This window comes from Salinisphaera sp. G21_0, from assembly GCF_017744115.1.
Classification (GTDB): Bacteria; Pseudomonadota; Gammaproteobacteria; order Pseudomonadales; family Endozoicomonadaceae; genus Endozoicomonas.
On record NZ_JAGHQW010000029.1, the window covers coordinates 18585 to 38607 of the forward strand.

Here is a 20023-nt window from a genome sequence, read left to right on the forward strand (position 1 = left end):
TGTTGTGTTTAACCAGCCTGGATCAGTGCTATTTAGACAATTTTTGTCGTTCAATTCATATCAAGCCCATAGTCTTCATCAACAGATAACATGAAATAAGCCGAAGTCTCTTGTTGACCATCAGAGACATCGTATCTGTGAAGACTATCACCGGCAACGGTCTTTTCGTGTCTAAACAGCATATAATCCATTACATTGGTGTTGGTGCGGCATTCTTCAAGCCAGCAGACTAAAGCATAATGCAGTTTACTTTCTTCAGGAAAACTCTTAAGGCATTCTAATACCTGATCCTTATGGATTTGTTGTCCATTAACACACAGGCTGTTGATATAGCAGTGCGCCAGGAAGAAGAAACGTATGCGTAAGTTCTGAAATGTATGTCTCAGTGTTTTGGTGGATTGCAACACCTGTGCTGCTGACAGGTTTTCATGGTCAATTGTCCATTCATTCTGCATAGCCATGAATTTCAGGATACATTGCAGTCGGTGTTGCTCATCGTCCTGAACCGGTGCGTTGGTTGAGATTTGCCAAGCCTGTTGAAGTATATCCTGAGCTTCGCTGGTTTCACCGTACTGCAGAGATTGTTTCAGGCTTTGAATCAGATATTTGGTTTGCTCGGCAGAATGATCGCCGGGTATTTCATTAAACGCGTCTAATACTTGCTGGTTATCCCAGATACTTTCCAATACTTTTGTCTTCAATGGCAGCTGAGAATACAAAATAGTGTTTTCGAGCAACCAGCCACCCCGTTCATAATCCATCGCATCCGGCGTGTCCTGCTGGCCATTCAACAGCAGGTCTCTCAGGCAACATTCCGCTTTGAAGTGCGCTGCCGCCAATTGGCCCGCCGGACTACTGGTGAAACCCCGGACCACTTCATCCGGTGTAAGCTGCTGGCCATTCAACGCCAGGTTTCTCAGGCAACATTCTGCCTTAAAGCAAGCCAGCTCCATTGTTGCCATGGCGGCCCGGTAGTTATTAACCACTGCATCTGGTGTAATCTGCTGGCCATTCAGCGGCAGGCCCTTCAGGCAACATCGTTCCTTAAAGCGCGCTATCCCCAGTTTGCCAGCCTGATTGTCCGGAAAACCCTTAACTACTGCATCTGGTGTGACCGGCTGGCCATTCAATGGCAGGCCCCTCAGGCAACATTGCTCCGTGAAGCGGGCCCTTCCCAGTTTGCCTTCCGGACTGTTTGGGAAAGCCCTGACTACTTCATCCGGAGTCACCTGTCGGCCATTCAATAGCAGGCCTCTCAGGCAACATTCTGCTTTCAGGCGAGCTGGCTCCAGTGTTGCTCTGGCGGCCTGATAATCCTTCAGTATCTCTTCCAGTGTCACCTGCCGGTCCTTCAGCGGTAAGCCCTTCAGGCAACACTTTTGCTTGAAGCGCGCCAGCGACAGTTTGCCTTCCAGACTATCGGGGAAATCCTTAACCACCTGATGTGCTGTTACCGGCAGGCGATTCAGCAGCAGGCCCCTCAGACAACATCGTTCCTTGAAGCGGGCCCTGCCCAGTTTGCCTTCCGGACTATCCGGGAAATCCTTAACCACCTCTTCCGGCGTGACCCGCTGGCCATACAACAACAAACCCCTGAGGCAACATTGTTCCTTGAAGCGCGCTATCCCCAGTTTGCCTTTCCGGCTAGCCAGGAAATCGTTAACCACCTCATTCGTTGAGACCTGTCGGCCCTGCAACAACAGGCCCTTCAGGCAGCATTCCGATTTGAAGTGTGCCAGTTCCAGTAGTGATCTGGCGGCCTGATAACCCTTAACCACCGCATCCGCTGTGACCAGCTGGCCATTCAACGGCAGGTTCCTCAGGCAACATTGTTCCTTAAAGCGCGTCAGCTCCAGTAGCGCTTTGGTGGTCTGATAACCTTTAACTACCTCATCCGGTGAGACCGGCCGACCATTCAACCGCAGTCCTTTCAGACAACATTCTGCTTTGAAGCGAACCATCTCAAGTGGTGCCCTGGCGGCCTGATAATCCTTTACCACCGCATCCGGTGCGACCTCCCGGCCGAACAACGGCAGGTTCTTCAGGCAACATTCTGCTTTGAAGCGCGCCAGCTCCAGTGATGCCCCGGCGGCCTGATAATCCTTGACCACCATATCCGGTGTGACCTGTCGGCCGTACAGCAGCAGGTTCTTCAGGCAACATTCTGCTTTGAAACGCGCTATCCCCAGTTTTCCGGCCGGACTATCCGGATAAGCCTTAACCACCGCATCCGGTGTGACCTGTTTGCCATCCAACCGTAGTCTCTTCAGGCAACATTGCGCTTTGAAGCGTGCCAGCTCCAGTGTTGCCCCGGCTGCCTGATAACCCTGAACCACTGCATCCGCTGTGACCCGATGGCCATGCAACGGCAGGCTACTCAGGCAACATTCTGCGGTGAAGCGCGCTACCCCCAGTTTACCGACTTGACTGTCCGGAAAAGCCTTAACCACCTCATCCGGTGTAATCTGCTGGCCATTCAATGGCAGGCCGCTAAGGCAACATTGTTGCTTAAAACGCGCTCTTCCCAGTATGCCTTGCGGAGTATTCGGGAAATCCTTGATCACCGTATCCGCTGTGACCGGCTTGCCATTTAATGGCAGGCCCTTCAGGCAAAATTCCTCTCTATAGCGTGCTATCGCCAATCTGCACTTATTATTGCCATCTGGCTGTCGGTTGAATTCTTGAATGACCTGCTCCGGGGTGACTTTTCTATTGTCAAGAAGAATGTTCTTTGCACAAAGCCTTTGCAGGAAGAAGCCAGCTCTGAGAGACGAACAGTCACTGCCATAGGCTTTAATCACCTCAGTCGGGGTGATTTGATGTCCCTTTAATGGCCTTTTATTCCAAAAGGCAAACTCAATACGCCTGGCATCATTCAGAGGTGGGGCTGTGCCTCTATGAAACTGATGCGTTGAGACACTTTTACCGTTAAATGAACATCCGGCACGGTCAGGAATCCTGTTTGAACCGGTTTTTTGATTTACCCGGCCCGCAGGCTTCGGGGGGGAATGAGTGGATGCTGCTGCTTTCAAAAGACACCCTGCACACCTGGACTTTAAATATCGCCATTTGACCTTGTAGCGACTTTCCGGTTCCATTTTTATATAAGGAATATTGGACGAAACTTTTTGCTGGATTGCTAATCAAAGGATCAAACTATTTCAGCGTCGAGAGGTTATTTTGATGGATGCCCCGGGAACTCAGCCTGTTGATCCTTACAGAGATGTGTCTGCAGAGGCGATTGCAAGTGGTGGCATTGCTTCAACGATGGAGCAAGGAGTGCTTGATTTTTCCAGGTGCCGACATGTATCTGATTTTGCTGATAAGGCAAAACCTTTGGCTTCTGTGGCTGTTGAGGCATTACGTATCGGCAGGGATGTTGATTACCCTTTTGGCATGAACCCTCTTCACTGGGCATGTGCAGCAGCAGATTCCCAGGCATTTCAGGTGATTTGTAATTCAGTTTCCCGTGAGCGGATTATATCACTGTTTAATGAACCCAATGGGGCCAGATCAGTCGATGAAATTGCCTATGAAGTTGCTGGTAAAGTGGGTCCGGCAATCAACAGCGACTGTCCGGATCAAATACTGGTTTTTCTGTTAAACAATGCTCCCGAAGCGCTGCGGGCGGAATATTACCAACTGTTTAAATCCATCAAGGCACTATTAACTCCGGGGGATTTAAAGGGGCAGGCTGCCAATAATACGGGTAATAACCGGTTTAATCTGGCAGCCGGTGGCAGGGAGGAGGTGGTGCGGTGGTACTGTGATATGTTCAGGGCTGATCCTGACTATCAAATCGCCATCAATCATCCGACCAATGCGGGTGTAAGGCCACTTCATCACGCAGGCAGAAGTGAACATCCCGAGAGGGTTAAAGTATTTGCATTATTGTTAGCAGAAGGAGCCTGGCCGAGTTTGGAAAATCTGGATGACCGGGGTAATTCGCCATTGGATCATCTCCAGCCTGATGACCGGATGATCGATCAGATAATGGGTTATGTTGAGGAATATCTGGGATTATCCGGGCTGGAAGAAGCTGAAAGACAGAGTAGGCTGAAAACGATAGAGTTTGAACTTATCGCTGCGTTTGAACGATTTGAGCAGGGGGTGGATTTAACCAGAGAAGTCGCTCTTGGGAAGACAATGACTCCTTAGGGCAGGGTTTCACCATTATTTTGTTATTTTCAGGAATTAAAATAAACAGAAAAAACCAGGCAGTAGTACCGGCCAGAAGACCGGTTTCAGAATTTCTATTAATGAAAAAGATTAAAATATTTCGAATCTGACTCGGAAGTATTGTGTTGTTGAACTTCAACCCGACCTTTGGTCGTTGCAACCACCTTACAATATTTTTCATCAGACGTTACCCAGGTTAAATAATGGGATTCTCTACTATGTCCTTTATCTACTGTCACTCTGACAAGTTCAGGCTGACCTGAAGAAGGAAATATTCTAAAACAAACCGATTAGTTAGTTGTGATAACACCTTGTTTTTTTCAGGGCGTCTTATGGTAGGCATTAAGAGGCTGTTTTAAAAATCTATCGGTTTTCTGCAATACTGCTTCACTTTATTGACGTCATTTTCCGGGGATTGAAATACAGCGGTAGTATAACCATCAGGAAGCCAAGTAGTAACACCGGCCAGGAGCCATAGGCCATAAACGGCGTCTGCCCTGCCCGAATCTCTGCGGTTGCTGACAAAACGCCATGGGTAAAGCGCGGAATGGTTTTTGCCACACGTCCCTTTTCATCAATCAGGGCGGTAATGCCGTCATTGGTGGCCCGGATCATAAAGCGCCCGGTTTCCAGCGCTCGCATCCGGGCAATCTGGAAATGCTGGACAGGGCCAATGGATTTGCCAAACCAGGTATCGTTGCTGATGGTAATCAGCAGCCCACTCTCTTGCGCCATTTGTGCAACAAAGTCCGGGTAGACCACCTCATAACAAATATAAGGGGCAATGGTTACCTCGCCCGCCTTGAGTAAGGTTTGGTCTGAGTCTCCACGGGAGAATTCTGACATGGGCAGGTTAAAGAAATCATTCAACCCGCGCAGCAGGGACTCTATGGGAACGTACTCACCAAATGACACCAGCTTCTGCTTGTCGTAGCGGCCAGGGCCCTCTGAGGGTAAATAAGTAGTTAACCAAATGAAATCCTATTTTCTGACTAAGTGGACAGCCACTCTGCGGCGTTACAACTCCGGTCACATAGCTAAGGCTATGCTCCCTGCGTTGTGCCTTGCATAGTAACTGCCCACTTAGCCAGAAATATACGATTCCATTTGGCCAACTACTTAGCCTTCTCCCAGAGACAGAATACTGTTGAAGTAACGGGTTTCGCTGCCAGCATTATCATCCACTGGCATGCCAAGAATGAAAGTACTGTTATTCTGACGGGCCATTCTGTCCAACTGAGCCATCAAGCCCCGGGCACGGTTATAAAACAGTGGAATGGCATTTTCCGGCCAGATAATCAATTTCTGCTGCCATTGGTCTTCACTCAGGCCAATGGAATTAATGATGGTGGTGTGAATAAAGTCAGGGTCCCACTTCAGGTTTTGGGGGATATTTCCCTGTACCGAGCGGAAGGAAATATCGCCGGTTTTTTCTGTCCATGCCATGTTGTTGAGGGGCCACGAAAGTCCCCAACATACCAGGGCGATGAATAAAGCAATAATATTGGGTGCCCGCTGCTGTTTAGCCGGAATAACCAAGGCAAACAACAGGCAGGCTGTGGCTACCATCAGCAGGCTTAAACCATAGGTTCCGATAGCGGGAGCCAGCGCAGCAAAGGGCGTGTCCAGAAGTCAAAAGGGCTGAAGCCCAGGGGCACGGCCGCACCCGCGGCCAGCGACAGCAGGTAGCGCACAACCTGAAGAGGTGAAAGGGACGTCGCTGTCCATAGAGACATCCGGATTCTGAATAAACCGGACAAGCCCTTCCCAATGATTTGCCAGGCTCTCCAACACTTTGAGTTGCTCGACTTCAGCCTTATGTTCTTTTTTCATCAAGGCAATGGCTGCTGTCAATTCGCGCTCACGATCTCGAACTCGTTCCCACAGATCCTGATAGTGATTGACCTGCCATTTGAGATCAATGTATTCCTGCTTGGTCAAGCTGACATGAACAAGACTGAAGGGGGTGCCGGGTTGACCCGAAGTGCATTCAGGTTCAGGGGAGATATCAAGCATCTGCCAAGGAGTTGAATACATGACTTTTGATGCTTGAATTATGGTTTTAGCGAAGAGTTACCGTACTTGTCGGCAAGTTGGGTTAAGTTACTCAGAAGGAAATTAATACTTATGCATCCATTAACAAATCACCCTGTCCAGTCAACTCTGCCCAAATCTGACAGCCCTCAGGCTATTGCATCTACTGAGTCGAATGGTAAAGCTCAGGACATTCCTGCCTGTTTACGGCAATTTCCTGATTCCGAAGAGGGCCCGGGGCGCTCTCTGGATAATCGTCAAATAGCTTCTCTAACCTCTTGTTCCGTAAAGACAGAGCGTAAACAACCAAAGGTGCAGTTTCAGGAAAATGATTTATTGCTCGTTTATCCTTGCAATTCAGTTGACAGAGGCACTCCCAGTCTGGATTTGAAAATTAATCCAGAAGAGCTTAAAAACAATCTTTATAAACGCATAAGTGAATTTTTGTATGAGGAATGGGTAGAAAATAGAAGAAAAAGTCCTCCTACTCAGGAGGAAGAAAAGTCACTGACTGATTCAATCTTGGCAAGACTGCCTGCAGAACTGACTGAGTTTCTGAACAAAGACTGGTCCGGTAAAGAGTGGTTTGCTCCCGATGAGTATCAAGCCTTAGCGAGGTTCCATAGCGCAATCATTTTGCTTGGAAGCGATGATTTGGAATACCTGAATGGCGAAAAGGAAAAGGAATTTAAACAATTTTTTATAAAGGCGTGTTTACCCTTGCGTGCTGGCTGGAGCGAAGACGAAATAGAACTCATAGAGTTTTGGTTGAATGAGGAATTACAGAATTGTCAGTGTTATCCTGATCCTCAACGGATGAACGAATACATTAAAACGTGTCATTATGGCATATTAAAAGCCGACTGTGTGACGGTCTGTGATGAATGCACTTTTCGTGTTATTGAAAACTGGAAAACCTATGAACGCTTTAAAGTGCTGATGAATCAGGGGGAAGGATTACCGTAACACAGTTAACCTTTCAGGTGGTCTATCTATTGAACTTTTCATAAGACCCTTTGACTGACTTATCAGGAATCAGCCGAGGGCAATCAGGCTCTGCTTGATTCCTCCGATCAGTGTTTATGAGCATCTTGATAAGTCAGGTACTTACATTCAGGAGAGGCGACAACTATTCTGGCGCAGGGGGGATATCCTGGCGATAAACATGCCAGCAAATCATCTCCAATTTATTATTTTCTACTTCACATTTGATACTTTCGAAAATTCTGCCAACTTCCTCAAATAAGCCATTACTAATGTGCAAATTAAAGATTTCATCTGGCCAGAAATTACAAGGACATTTGAGTATTCGCTGTTGTTGCTGACGTGTAATTTTGTTGATCGAATCCAGATAACTATCCCGCTGTTCAGGCAGTTTTGCCAGCAACTGGTTTAACCGGTAAATAACACCATTTTCTGAATTCATTTCCGCTGCTTTCGCCTGACGAAGAGCCTTTGCCTCATACGTCTCGAGCAAAATCCTGTTTACGAATGCATGGTAATGTTTGGTGTACACGAGTTCCGGCGGAATATAACGTTGAGGTGAGGATTCGTATGCATCTTCGGTGGCCAGGACAAAGCAGCCGGGATTGTTTTTTATGAGTGTTTTGAAATGGACAATTTTATACGGGTTGACGGTGTTAACTGTTCAATATGTCTTGACTCAAAGAAATGCGAAATCATTCACCTGACATGCGGGCATGCATTTGGCAGATCGTGCCTACTGAACAGGTTGGAAAGTCATAACCAAAAAACCTGCACTCTCTGTCATAAACAACTAACTGATAATGATATAAAAGAGATAAAAGCTATCCCATTGCCTGAACGTTTGGTAATTATTTCGAAAAAAATGATTAAACTGTTTTGGCCCAGCTATTTTGACGAATAATCGCTCGGCTGTTGTTCCATTGATGATTGTCGTGGCTGATGCAGCATATGGCGAAAGAAATGAGTCCCGTACCCCATAAACCTTGCTTATTCTGACAGTTGCCGTTAAAACATCAGTGTTAACACATCAGCAATATCTCCTGCTCTTCCAGTTTTGTTAAAATCCCGCCTTTTGACTCTATAAGAACCTTGGTTTGTTCAAATTCAAACTGCTCGTGGAACTGAGCCAAAAAAAGATACTTACAGATTCATAAATATTGCATTCCTTCTCTTTCAGGTTTTCCATAGAGGCTGAAATATGCGATGTAGGGATTATGGCATGGTGAGCTGTTACGTTTGAACTTATCGCTGCGTTTGAACAATTTCAGCAGGAGGTGGATTTAACCAGGGAAGTCCTCCTGGGAAGACAATGGCCCCCTGAGGGGCTGTCCGGGGGAGGGTAGGTCTGCCTCTTAGGGTGGACATTACCATTTTCAATGGCTTTCGGATGGAACCACGAAAGTCACGTAGAGCACAAAGAAGAGATTTTCTTTTCCTTCGTGCTCTTTGTGTCCTTCGTGGTTCCATCTTTAACTTCCCGAAGAGGGAGTAGCCGCTTAATGCCTACCCTGAGTGGTCTGCCTACACGGCATCACTGACTTCTTTTTCGGGGGTTAACATACAGCGGCAGAGAAATCAGAAGCAAGCTTAGCAGTAACACCGGCCAGGAGCCGTACATCATAAATGGTGTCTGACCCTCGCGAACCTCCGCGGTTGCTGACAAAACGCCATGGGTAAAGCGCGGAATGGTTTTTACCACACGTCCCTTTTCATCAATCAGGGCGGTAATGCCGTCATTGGTGGCCCGGATCATAAAGCGCCCGGTTTCCAGCGCTCGCATCCGGGCAATCTGGAAATGCTGGACAGGGCCAATGGATTTGCCAAACCAGGTATCGTTGCTGATGGTAATCAGCAGCCCACTCTCTTGCGCCATTTGTGCAACAAAGTCCGGGTAGACCACCTCATAACAAATATAAGGGGCAATGGTTACCTCGCCCGCCTTAAGTAAGGTTTGGTCTGAGTCTCCACGGGAGAATTCAGACATGGGCAGGTTAAAGAAATCAATCAACCCGCGCAACAGGGACTCCATGGGAACATACTCACCAAATGGCACCAGCTTCTGCTTGTCGTAGCGGCCAGGGCCCTCTGAGGGTAAATAGCCTTCTCCCAGAGACAGAATACTGTTGAAGTAACGGGTTTCGCTGCCAGCATTATCATCAACTGGCATGCCAAGAATTAAAGTACTGTTATTCTGACGAGCCATTCTGTCCAACTGAGCCATCAAGCCCCGGGCACGGTTATAAAACAGTGGAATGGCATTTTCCGGCCAGATAATCAATTCCTGCTGCCATTGGTCTTCACTCAGGCCAATGTAATTAATGATGGTGGTGTGAATAAAGTCAGGGTCCCACTTCAGGTTTTGGGGGATATTTCCCTGTACTGCGCTGAAGGAAATATCGCCGGTTTTTTCTGTCCATGCAATATTGTTGAGCGGCCACGAAAGTCCCCAACATACCAGGGCGATGAATAAAGCAATAATATTGGGTGTTCGCTGCTGTTTAGCCGGAATAATCAGGGCAAACAACAGGCAGGCTGTGGCTACCATCAGCAGGCTTAAGCCATAGGTTCCGATAACGGGAGCCAGCGCAGCAAAGGGCGTGTCCAGAAGTGCATAGCCTGATAACAGCCACGGAAAGCCAGTCAGCAACCAGCTGCGCACCCACTCAAACAGCACCCAGAGGCCTGAAAACATCAGTGCCTGCTGCCAGGGTGGCAGTGCCCCGGCTTTTCGCTGGTTAAGCCAGCTGTAAAGCAGGAAGGCCGGCATGATCATCAGGGCGGAAATGCCCAGGACAAAAAGCCCGGTCAGCAGTCCGGCCAGCATGGGGGAAGCGGCCCCAAATTCATGGATACTGACGTATATCCACGATGTGCCGACCCCAAACATCCCGACACCAAAAAGAAAACCGCACATTGTTGCGGTCTTGATGGGTAATGTTCGGGTCAACAGAAAGATAATGGCAACAGCCAGCATGGGAACTGGCCAGAAGTCAAAAGGGCTGAAGCCCAGGGGCACGGCCGCACCCGCGGCCAGCGACAGCAGGTAGCGCACAACCTGAAGAGATGAACGGGACGTCGCAGCAGGCATCAGCAGGGGGTTACCCGCAACAGTCGAATCCGACGACCATCGGCGTTCAGTACATCAAAGCGGAAACCGGAAATTTCCACGGATTCATTGCGGGTTGGCATGTGGCCAAACTCCTGCATGACGATACCACCAATGGTATCAAACTCATCATCCGGGAACCTGGTGGCAAACTGCTCGTTAAAGTCTTCAATGGGCGTCAGCGCTTTGACAATAAACGCGTGTTCAAGGTCATCCGCCGGTTTGATAAAGGTATCTTCATCAACATCGGTTTCATCCTCGATATCACCAACAATCTGCTCAAGCACATCCTCAATGGTGACCAGTCCGGCCACTCCACCAAATTCATCAATAACGATAGCCATGTGGTTACGGTTGGTGCGAAACTCCCTGAGCAAAACATTCAGGCGTTTGCTTTCCGGGATAAAAGTCGCTGGTCGTAAATGGTTCTTGATATTGAATTTGCCCCCGGTGTTAAGAATCAACGGCAGCAAATCCTTGGCCAGCAGAATACCGATAACTTCATCTTTGGTATCGCCAATAACCGGGAAGCGGGAGTGGGCCGACTCAATAACCTGGGGGAGGAACTCTTCCGGGTTCTGGTCTTCATCCACACAGACCATCTGGGAGCGGGGGATCATGATTTCACGAACCTGCATGTCCGCGACCTGAACAGCGCCTTCGATGATGCTCAGCGCTTCATCATCCAGCATGCCCCGGCTTCCGGCATCTCTTAGTATGCCCAGAAGCGCGTTGCGGTCTTTGGGGTCCTGGTGAAATATGCTGGTCAGTTTGTCCATCCATGATGGTGACGGATGATCTTCCGTCGAATGGTCGTCGCTCATTGCCCTCTGTCTTCACGGCTATGCCCACCTCCCGGTGGGCGGTTTACTGATGAATGTGTTAAACGTGATCCAAAGCCTGTCAGGATTACTCTCTGTCCTGATAGGGATCAGGATAGCCGAGCTGACCAAGAATTTCCGTCTCCAGAGACTCCATTTTTTCGGCTTCCTGATCGTCAATGTGATCGTAGCCAAGCAAGTGAAGTGTGCCATGAACCATCATATGAGCCCAGTGGGAATTGAGACTTTTTTTCTGCTCAATAGCTTCCTGCTCAACAACCGGGACGCAGATAATCAAATCACCCAGTAATGGCAACTCCAGTTCGGCAGGAAGATCGGAAGGAAAGGACAGTACATTGGTCGGCCCTTCCTTGCCCCGCCATTGCCGGTTCAGCTCGGCACCTTCATCTTCATCGACGATCAGGAGGCTGATTTCAGCTTCCTGACGGTGCTGGCCAACGGCAGCTGCGGCCCACTTTTCCAGATCACTCTGTTCGGGAAGCTGTGTGCTGCGGCTGTTAATCATCACATCGATATGAACCGAGGCCATTATTGTGCGCCTTTGGGTGATGAAGAGCCTTCAGCTGGTAAAGAGCCTTCAGCGGGTAAAGAGCCCTCAGCGGGTAAAGAGCCCTCAGCGGGTAAAGAGCCCTCAGCGGGTAAAGAGCCTTCAGCCGGATGAGCGCGCGCAGATTGGTGAGCAGAAGGTTGCTTACCCTGTCGGGAATGCTTTCCTGTTGACTGCTCCTGGGTCAGTTTGTCGAAACGGTCATAGGCCTGCACGATCCGTTGTACCAGGGGATGGCGTACCACATCCTTGGCGTTAAACCAGGTAAAGCCGATACCGTCAACCCCTTTGAGGACTTCAATGGCACTGGCCAGACCGGAGCGTGTCCCCCTGGGCAGGTCAACCTGGGTGATATCACCGGTAATCACTGCGGTAGAGCCAAAGCCGATACGGGTCAGGAACATCTTCATCTGCTCCTGAGTGGTATTCTGGGACTCATCAAGAATAATAAATGAATTATTGAGTGTACGACCCCGCATATAGGCCAGCGGGGCAACTTCAATAACATTTTTCTCTATCAGTCGGTCAACCCGCTCAAAACCCAGCATTTCATAAAGGGCATCGTAGAGCGGCCTGAGATAAGGATCGATTTTCTGGGACAGGTCGCCAGGCAGAAAGCCCAGTTTTTCCCCCGCTTCCACCGCAGGACGCACCAGCAGAATGCGACGGATCTGTTCTTCTTCCAGGGCCTGTACCGCAGCGGCAACGGCCAGGTAGGTTTTCCCGGTGCCCGCAGGGCCAATACCGAAATTGATATCGTGCTGAAGAATCGACTTTACATAACTTTGCTGGTTAGGACCCCGGGGCGTAATCAGGCCTTTGCGGGTACGCAGTGAGATCAGCTTGTCTTCGGGTTCTTCGTGTATCCACTCAATGGCCGATTCCTGCAGGAACAGGTGAACCGTGTTCGGGCTGAGGGGTTCGTCCTTACCGGTTTCTCTGAACAGTCGCCTGACTACTTCGCCCGCTACCTCAGCACGGCCATTTTCACCATGGATGGCAAAGACATTACCGCGATGACGGATGGTGACGCTGAGACGTTCTTCGATCTGTTTCAGGTGCTGGTTGAATTGCCCACAGAGTTCGGCGAACCTCTGTGGCTCATCAGGCTCAAGAGAGAAGCGGCAGACGTTTTGATCAGTGGCGTTATGGCCAGAGGCGTTGTTACTTCCGGAAGAGTCCTGTCCTTGTGTTTTGGTATTCAAAGTCAGTGTTTAGCCTTTACTGCAAGTGGATTCAGGTAAGATATTACGATGGTCTCTGAATGTAAGCCAGTCAGGGTTCCCTCTGAGAAAAAGAGGCATTACGCCTCTTCTTCTCAGGCCACGCTGTCCAGTTCGGAACTGATCAGCGTGCCACGCAGGGAGTGCGGCAACGCTTCAACAATCTCGACATCCGCAAAGTGGCCAATCAGGCGAGGGTCAGCACACTGGAAATTCACTACCCGGTTGCACTCGGTACGCCCTGATAATTGCCCCGGATCTTTCCTGGAATAACCGGTCACCAGAATCTTCCGGGTACTGCCAACCAGACGACGGCTGATCTGAATAACCTGCTGATTAATGCGGTTCTGCAAAATCTGCAGGCGTTGTTTCTTCACTTCCTCGGGAACATTGTCTTCCATATCGGCTGCGGGAGTACCGGGGCGCTTGCTGAAGATAAAACTGAACGAGGCATCAAAGCCCACTTCCGCAATCAGGTTCATGGTGTCTGCAAAGTCCTGATCGGTTTCTCCCGGGAAGCCGACAATAAAGTCTGAGGAGAGCTTCAGGTCAGGGCGTATAGCCAGCAGCTGTCGTATTTTCTTCAGGTAGTCTGCTGCGGTGTGCTCCCGTTTCATCAGTTGCAGGACCCGGTCAGAGCCACTCTGTACCGGCAGGTGCAGATGGCTGACCAGCTCGGGAACTTCGGCGTAGACATTGACCAGGCTGTCTGAAAACTCCAGTGGGTGAGAGGTGGTAAAGCGGATACGGTCAATCCCGTCAATGGCAGCCACCACCGTGATCAATTCTGCCAGGTCACAGACCGTACCATCGTGTTTTTCACCACGATAGGCGTTGACGTTCTGCCCCAGCAGGTTGATTTCCCGAACGCCTTTTTCCGCCAGGCCATAACATTCAGCAATAACGTCATCCATGGGGCGGCTGATTTCCGCACCACGGGTATAAGGAACGATGCAGTAAGTGCAGTACTTGTCACAGCCTTCCATAATAGAAACAAACGCCGTTGGACCATCCACACTGGGTTCCGGCAAACGGTCAAACTTTTCAATTTCCGGGAAGGTAACGTCCACTACGGGAATATGGTTGGCCCGGCTGGCATCAATCATTTCCGGCAAACGGTGCAGGGTCTGTGGGCCAAACACCACATCAACCTGGGGGGCCCGTTTACGGATCTCATCACCTTCCTGGCTGGCAACGCAGCCGCCAACGCCGATGATCAGGTCCGGGTTTTTCTCTTTCAGTTTTCGCCAGCGACCCAGCTGGTGAAACAACTTTTCCTGGGCTTTTTCCCGCACGGAACAGGTGTTTACCAGCAGGACATCCGCCTCTTCCGGATTGTCCGTCAGCTCCAGGGTATGGGTTTCGCCGAGCAGATCAGCCATACGGGCGGAATCGTACTCGTTCATCTGGCAACCATGGGTTTTGATATACAGTTTTTTGCTCATTTCACACTTTACTGGCTTGTGCCGGGAGGCTGTCCGGGAATAATCAGCCCTGCAGGCGTTATTCCCGGACAATCTCCTGGGGGGCTCAAACCTTCAGCGAGGCTAAGCCTGTTGTTCATAAACCGGGCATTATAGCTACCCTGCACCATGGAGGATAGTCAAGGATGAGCCCGGTTAAACCGTGATTGCATAGATTGTATTGTGGTCATTGCAGAGTTCGGGCGTGGGATGACGAATGATCGATCCGGTCAGATTTGTACATTCCAGTGTATTTAAGCAAACCATTGCGGTCAGGCTTTGTGTTATGATCTGCGCCCTGAAATCCTATGGTCAGCTCAAGCCGTAAAACGTTTGGGCAGAATTAACGTGGTACTAGAACCTAATGGCGAAAACCCCCATTTTCCGTGTGATTTTTCAAAATCAGGGCGAAGTGTTTGAAATCTACGCCCGACAGATCTTCCAGAGTGAACTCTGGGGCTTCATTGAGGTTGAGGAGTTTGTCTTCGGTGAGCGCAGTCAGCTACTGGTTGACCCGGGCGAAGAGAAACTGAAGGCAGCTTTTGAAGGGGTAAAACGCAGTTACATTCCACTGAATACCATTATTCGTATTGATGAGGTGGAAAAAGAGGGAACCGGCAAGGTTTCCGAAGCACAGGGTGATAATGTCCGCCCCTTCCCCGTGATGCCCCATATTCCCAGCAGGGACTGAACTTCACCGCTGGTTAGGCAGTCTTATGCACAGCTCGCATCCATGGCATCAGCACTGCCATCCTCTGGCCTGTGCCGGTAGTGGGGGGATATTATGGATTCACTGTCAGATTCTCTTAAGTCACTGGAAGTTGGCAGTGCTGTCCCCGGGGACAGTGATGCGATGTCTGCTTCTGGTTCTGCCCCAGCCATAGTGTGGGGACGGGAGTTGGCAGTGGTTAATGTCTCATCACCGGCATGTTCAGGGCTCCCTGATGCTACGCTCCCTGACGCTGCTCCCCGCAGGGCTGCAAACGTTGTTGCTGATCATGGCCCCGGGCTGTTAATGGGAAATCCGGTTAACAGCGAAAAGAACAACCATTTATCGAGCCGGGAAAAAGTGGTCGCGGTAATGTCCGCCTTTGGTACATCGCACCCCTTCGATAGCCGGGCGATAATGCACATTTTAGCTGAATGCATTTGTGATGAAGAAGATCAACTGTCTCCCTTCGTCAGTAATGGTATGAAATGCAATTTTCTGTTGTCAGGATTTCTGGCTTTTCAATATGCCGGGGAGCCTGAAGCCACTGAACCCATCCTGGCAAAGCTTAAGAATATTGATAAGGATTTTCTCGACCTTTATCTCAGGGCTGTTGAGCTATATTTGCTGATTTCCGGACAGTCACCATCTTCTATGGATTATGAGCAGGTGCAGGAGCTTGCTCAGTTGGTCCGGGAGACTGAATTTTTTCCCGCCGCCTGGCTGCTGGTGAAGCTGAGTTGTAATACGGATAAGCTGCTGCTGGTTTCACCCTTTCTTATCCCGCGTCTGCTGGTCCCGTTCCTGAATCGGAGCAATGAAATGATTATGTTGGAACGGACTTTTGCCCGGGAGCTGATGGATGTATTCACTACCCTCCTCAAGCTGACTAACAAAAACTTCAATAGCTGTCTTGAAAAAATGACGCCACGGGACTTGTTTATGATGGATTTGGGGGGGCTGTTAATGGGTGCTAACACCAAACCTGAGTTCAAACCATTTGCTGACTATCCGGAAGTGCTGAGGCAGATCATTACTTTGGACTGGAGTGACATTATTCGTTCCCGACAGGAAGGAGGCAGGCTCGAACTTCGCTCCAGGCGCAACCGCTATAACCATAACGATCTCAAGCAAGTGTTTGAGGAATCGGGGGCGAAGTTGCGGGTATCGAAAGGCACAATAAATAATCTGCTTGGCGGGGTATTCAAGGATGCAGGCAAGGGGGATACGAGAAGAAAACTATATAAGTACTTCGAGCAACATCTTGAGGCGAAGGAGTCACGCTTTGTCATTGGGCTCATGAAGTTGACCAAAGGGCTAATGTACCTTTGTTCCACAGGGTTTGAAAAACATCCCCTGATCGCCCTTATACATCTGGCTAATGCGGCAGACAGTGGCTTGTCCCCGCTGCTGCTCAAAGATGCGGGTGATATTAACCTGGGTTTTGGTCGGTTTGAAAAGTCCCGGGAACTGTATCAACAGCTGCGCAGCTTACCCGGTTTGCCAGAGTCCCTCGGGCGAAGGCTGGATTCATTAATTGAAATCTGTGAGTTAAATATTCCTGCCGTAACCAGTACTGCGGCGTCAGATGCTGTTAAAACGCCGGTTGTCGTTGAAGCTGACAGCACGAAAAGCAGGAAAAAAAGAAAACCACGTCAGCGCAGCAGGACCGAGTTCAGAGGGGACGTGGTTGCCCCGAAGCAGCGCAGCCCGGATACGGAGCAAACACCTGAAGTTTCCCGGCTGGTTGAGCCGAGGCATTTGCCGTCGGTGTCTGATTTGCCTGAACAATCAGATTCTGAAGACAGCGCACATCCGGATAAGCCCCCGGAAACGGTACAGGTAGACCAACTTTCACCTGTTACACTTTTGAGGCCAGCGCCTGAGAAGGTGGCCGGGACAACGCCCCCACGGCAGCTGTTTATGCCAAGGGAGGGACGCTTCAGCGATAGTGATTTGATGGTTCAGAAGTTTATTCGGGAGATTAATGCCCATCGGAACAAAAGTGATCTTGTCAGTGAGAAGTTGTGTATTGAACAGTGGCTGATGCAGGACCGGGTCTATGGGCGTGTTTGCGAAGATGCGGCCTGGTTCTATTTGCGGCAGTGTATTTTTCCCGAGCAGATGAACGCGGTCATCCTGGCCGGTGACAAGCTGAATCATGAGAAGGAGGCAAAATGGCAAATGCTGCACTTTGCCCTGGACTGGGTCTCCCGGGCCATGGCCTGTTACCTGGTACAGCCCATAGAGAAGCGTATCCTCAGTGGCCGGTTGCAGGAGATGCTGATTCAGCGGCACCATCAGAACCCGGAGCAAAAAAAGGACGCTGAGGCCTGCAAGCGCCTGCGTTCCGGATGCTCCGGTTTTGGCCATGTTTTTTCTGAGTTGAGTGGCCTGGTCAGCAGCCACAAGCTAAGAAAAATTTATGATGACAAGGGGCATGAGTTTTTTGCGTTAAAACGTATTGCCGATCCTCTGTATTACCTGTGAGCGTGATATTGCTTTGGTTTCCGGCTTGATAAGGCTCAGGCCGATAGTTGCTTGTCGTTTTGATACCGGTTTTTAAAGAGCAGATACAGGCCGCTGCTCAACAGCAGGTTGCCCAGTCCAATCAGGTATCGGAATAAATCCAGCCTCAGATAGCCAGCCAGTGTGCCTTCAGTACCGATGATCAGCGCGCCGGTAAAATAGCTGGTAACAGAAGCGATGATCAGCCACTTCGGACCGGACTCCACCGATGAACGCAATAGCAGAAATGACGCGAAAATCAGCAGCACGGCCATTTGCAGGTCACGGTAAATAATGTCTAAACCGTACCACCGACAGACTTCGTAAACCACGCACACACCCAATATCAGCCTGCCCCAGGCGGCCCGACTCCAGCTGCTGACGCTAACGCCAAGACAGGTGGCAATGCCGGTCAGAGGCGGCGCAAGAAACATGGCAGCATTCACCAGCATCTCGTGGGGGCCTGACCATGCGCTGGAGATACCATAACGTACGCTACCAGTGATGGATGCCAGTGCCATTAGCAGGAATCCCAGCAATGCAGCAGTGGCAGAAAAGCGATGAACGTCAGCGAAACTCTTTTGCTGTGCCATAAGAAAAACAGCAAAAAGGCAGGCAAAGGCCAGCACGGCATCAGAAATAGCCAGAGAACTCATTGTTTGCAAAATTGCTTAACCAGTCATTTAATAAAATATCCAGCGGGAAGCCACTGCCCGGTTCCCTTTGATAGTACGACCGTTTCGATAGCGGTGGCTTTATTTTCAAAGCTGGATTTAAAGGTCAGTATCCGGTACTGGCCGTCCGGTACCGCTGCCAGCTCATGGTGATCAGTTGACGTGATCAAATGGCGGGCAGTCAGTGCTCCTAACGGATTTCGGACTGCTTGAACAGAGGTTGCCCACTCATACTCAGTAACCTGTGATTGCAGAAAGGGGGATGCTGCATTCCAGCCATCCCGATATGCCATGGCATCAAGAAGTGTCAGCCACTCGGTGGATGTCTCAAGCGAACTGTCAGCATAAACCAGCGTTGAACAGACGCTCATTAAGAACACAGTAACCCATTTCATACAATACTCCGGAGATCAGGCTTCCGGGCTCAGGATAATCGGGCGAATGCTTTCTCTGCCGCACTCCATGTAGCGTCCAGCTCTGCCTGACCATGGGCTATGGATATAAATCCTGCCTCAAATGCTGAGGGTGCCAAGTATACGCCATTATCCAGCATACCATGGAAGAATTTGGCATAGCGCCCGGTGTCACAGGCCATCACTTTGGTAAAGCTGTCTATGGTATTGTCGGCATGATTCTGGTCGGTAAAAAATAGACCAAACATGCCGCCTACCTGGGATGTGGTAAAAGGAATACCGGCGGCTTCTGCTTTTTCTCTGAGACCTTGCAGAAGTAACGCGGTTTTCTCCGTCAGGGATTCGTGAAAGCCGTGGGTAGACAGATTTTCCAGTGTGGCCAGACCGGCAGCCATGGCCAGCGGGTTGCCCGAGAGTGTTCCGGCCTGGTAGACAGGACCCAGTGGTGCCAGATGCTCCATAATCTCCCTGCGACCACCAAAAGCACCCACGGGCAGACCACCGCCAATAATTTTACCCAGTGTCGTCAGATCCGGCGTTACGCCGTAATAGGCCTGGGCACCACCCAGTGCAACCCGGAAACCGGTCATGACTTCATCAAATATAAGAACAGTGCCGTATTCATCACACAGCTTGCGCAAGCCTTCCAGAAAACCGGGAACGGGTGGAATGCAGTTCATGTTGCCAGCCACCGGTTCAATGATGATACAGGCAATTTCATTGCCTGCCTGCTGGAAGGTTTCTTCCACCTCGGCAAGGTTGTTGTAGGTCAGGGTAATGGTTTTTTCCGCCAGCGCAGCGGGCACTCCCGGTGAATTGGGCACACCCAGGGTCAGGGCACCGGAACCTGCTTTTACCAGCAGGGAGTCGGAGTGGCCGTGGTAGCAGCCTTCAAACTTGACGATTCGGTCACGACCGGTAAAGCCCCGGGCCAGACGAATGGCACTCATGGTCGCTTCAGTACCGGAGTTGACCATGCGCAGCAGCTCCATGGAAGGTACCATCGCCCGTACCATCTTGGCGAGGCGGGTTTCCAGCTCCGTGGGTGCACCAAAGCTCATGCCAGCCAGGGCCTGATCACGCACGGCAGCGATCACATCCGGGTGGTTGTGGCCGAGGATCATGGGACCCCAGGAGCCGATGTAGTCAATGTATTCCCTGCCATCCACATCATAAAGATGCGCGCCACGGGCTTTTTTAAAAAAGATGGGCTTGCCGCCAACTCCTTTAAATGCTCTGACCGGTGAGTTTACTCCCCCGGGGATGACCGTCTGGGCATCGTAAAAAAGTTGTTCAGAACGAGACATGGTGGCAATTCCTTAACATAGGCTGTGCGGC

The 20023-nt window shown here is 50.1% G+C and carries 18 protein-coding genes; 5 read left to right on the forward strand and 13 right to left on the reverse strand.

Annotated features, from left to right (window positions below):
• Positions 1 to 50: 50 nt before the first annotated feature.
• Positions 51 to 3032 (reverse strand): hypothetical protein, encoded by a 2982-nt coding sequence (locus tag J7439_RS14525; protein ID WP_209202708.1) that lies wholly within the window; start codon positions 3030 to 3032, stop codon positions 51 to 53.
• Between the two features lie 151 nt (positions 3033 to 3183).
• Between J7439_RS14525 and J7439_RS14530 the strand changes: the two genes are divergently transcribed.
• Positions 3184 to 4158: an ankyrin repeat domain-containing protein gene (locus tag J7439_RS14530; protein ID WP_209202709.1), complete on the forward strand. Its 975-nt coding sequence runs from the start codon at positions 3184 to 3186 to the stop codon at positions 4156 to 4158.
• Positions 4159 to 4566: 408 nt separating this feature from the next.
• Here J7439_RS14530 and lnt (J7439_RS14535) read toward each other — a convergent pair whose 3' ends face one another.
• The 3 genes from lnt (J7439_RS14535) to J7439_RS14545 form a co-directional block, all read right to left on the reverse strand.
• On the reverse strand, positions 4567 to 5154 hold the full coding sequence (lnt, locus tag J7439_RS14535; protein WP_353623066.1) for an apolipoprotein N-acyltransferase: 588 nt from the start codon (positions 5152 to 5154) through the stop codon (positions 4567 to 4569).
• A gap of 144 nt (positions 5155 to 5298) precedes the next feature.
• Positions 5299 to 5748 (reverse strand): hypothetical protein, encoded by a 450-nt coding sequence (locus tag J7439_RS14540; protein WP_209202711.1) that lies wholly within the window; start codon positions 5746 to 5748, stop codon positions 5299 to 5301.
• Between the two features lie 63 nt (positions 5749 to 5811).
• Positions 5812 to 6216 (reverse strand): hypothetical protein, encoded by a 405-nt coding sequence (locus J7439_RS14545; protein ID WP_209202712.1) that lies wholly within the window; start codon positions 6214 to 6216, stop codon positions 5812 to 5814.
• Between the two features lie 90 nt (positions 6217 to 6306).
• On the opposite strand from J7439_RS14545, the gene J7439_RS14550 reads away from it, so the two are divergent.
• The gene (locus tag J7439_RS14550; RefSeq protein WP_209202713.1) at positions 6307 to 7179 is read left to right on the forward strand and encodes a hypothetical protein; all 873 of its coding nucleotides are present in this window, start codon (positions 6307 to 6309) and stop codon (positions 7177 to 7179) included.
• Positions 7180 to 7342: 163 nt separating this feature from the next.
• On the opposite strand, the gene J7439_RS14555 is transcribed toward J7439_RS14550, so the two are convergent.
• Positions 7343 to 7729 carry a hypothetical protein gene (locus tag J7439_RS14555; protein WP_209202714.1) on the reverse strand — a complete coding sequence of 129 codons (387 nt, stop codon included), beginning with the start codon at positions 7727 to 7729 and terminating at the stop codon, positions 7343 to 7345.
• Positions 7730 to 7825: 96 nt separating this feature from the next.
• On the opposite strand from J7439_RS14555, the gene J7439_RS27175 reads away from it, so the two are divergent.
• On the forward strand, positions 7826 to 8101 hold the full coding sequence (locus J7439_RS27175) for an RING finger domain-containing protein (protein ID WP_209202715.1): 276 nt from the start codon (positions 7826 to 7828) through the stop codon (positions 8099 to 8101).
• A gap of 630 nt (positions 8102 to 8731) precedes the next feature.
• Here J7439_RS27175 and lnt (J7439_RS14565) read toward each other — a convergent pair.
• The 5 genes from lnt (J7439_RS14565) to miaB form a co-directional block, all read right to left on the reverse strand.
• Complete coding sequence (gene lnt, locus J7439_RS14565; RefSeq protein ID WP_209202716.1) at positions 8732 to 10288, reverse strand: apolipoprotein N-acyltransferase; 1557 nt, start codon at positions 10286 to 10288, stop codon at positions 8732 to 8734.
• Complete coding sequence (locus J7439_RS14570; protein WP_101745588.1) at positions 10288 to 11130, reverse strand: CorC family transporter; 843 nt, start codon at positions 11128 to 11130, stop codon at positions 10288 to 10290. Before J7439_RS14570 ends, lnt (J7439_RS14565) begins: the two co-directional genes overlap by 1 nt.
• An 85-nt stretch (positions 11131 to 11215) precedes the next feature.
• Complete coding sequence (ybeY, locus tag J7439_RS14575) at positions 11216 to 11677, reverse strand: rRNA maturation RNase YbeY (protein ID WP_209202717.1); 462 nt, start codon at positions 11675 to 11677, stop codon at positions 11216 to 11218.
• Positions 11677 to 12900: a PhoH family protein gene (locus tag J7439_RS14580; protein WP_209202718.1), complete on the reverse strand. Its 1224-nt coding sequence runs from the start codon at positions 12898 to 12900 to the stop codon at positions 11677 to 11679. Before J7439_RS14580 ends, ybeY begins: the two co-directional genes overlap by 1 nt.
• Positions 12901 to 13013: 113 nt before the next feature.
• Positions 13014 to 14363, reverse strand: a complete 1350-nt coding sequence (gene miaB, locus J7439_RS14585) for a tRNA (N6-isopentenyl adenosine(37)-C2)-methylthiotransferase MiaB (protein ID WP_209202719.1) — start codon at positions 14361 to 14363, stop codon at positions 13014 to 13016.
• 382 nt (positions 14364 to 14745) lie between these two features.
• On the opposite strand from miaB, the gene J7439_RS14590 reads away from it, so the two are divergent.
• On the forward strand, positions 14746 to 15072 hold the full coding sequence (locus J7439_RS14590) for a DUF1820 family protein (RefSeq protein ID WP_209202720.1): 327 nt from the start codon (positions 14746 to 14748) through the stop codon (positions 15070 to 15072).
• A gap of 93 nt (positions 15073 to 15165) precedes the next feature.
• Positions 15166 to 17580 carry a hypothetical protein gene (locus tag J7439_RS14595; protein WP_209202721.1) on the forward strand — a complete coding sequence of 805 codons (2415 nt, stop codon included), beginning with the start codon at positions 15166 to 15168 and terminating at the stop codon, positions 17578 to 17580.
• Between the two features lie 35 nt (positions 17581 to 17615).
• Here the strand turns inward: J7439_RS14595 and J7439_RS14600 are convergent, their stop codons facing one another.
• The 3 genes from J7439_RS14600 to hemL are packed head-to-tail and all read right to left on the reverse strand — an operon-like array spanning position 17616 to position 19992.
• Positions 17616 to 18254: a hypothetical protein gene (locus tag J7439_RS14600; protein WP_209202722.1), complete on the reverse strand. Its 639-nt coding sequence runs from the start codon at positions 18252 to 18254 to the stop codon at positions 17616 to 17618.
• Between the two features lie 23 nt (positions 18255 to 18277).
• Positions 18278 to 18667 carry a DUF4019 domain-containing protein gene (locus J7439_RS14605; RefSeq protein ID WP_209202723.1) on the reverse strand — a complete coding sequence of 130 codons (390 nt, stop codon included), beginning with the start codon at positions 18665 to 18667 and terminating at the stop codon, positions 18278 to 18280.
• A gap of 29 nt (positions 18668 to 18696) precedes the next feature.
• The gene (gene hemL / locus J7439_RS14610; RefSeq protein WP_209202724.1) at positions 18697 to 19992 is read right to left on the reverse strand and encodes a glutamate-1-semialdehyde 2,1-aminomutase; all 1296 of its coding nucleotides are present in this window, start codon (positions 19990 to 19992) and stop codon (positions 18697 to 18699) included.
• Positions 19993 to 20023 lie beyond the last annotated feature (31 nt).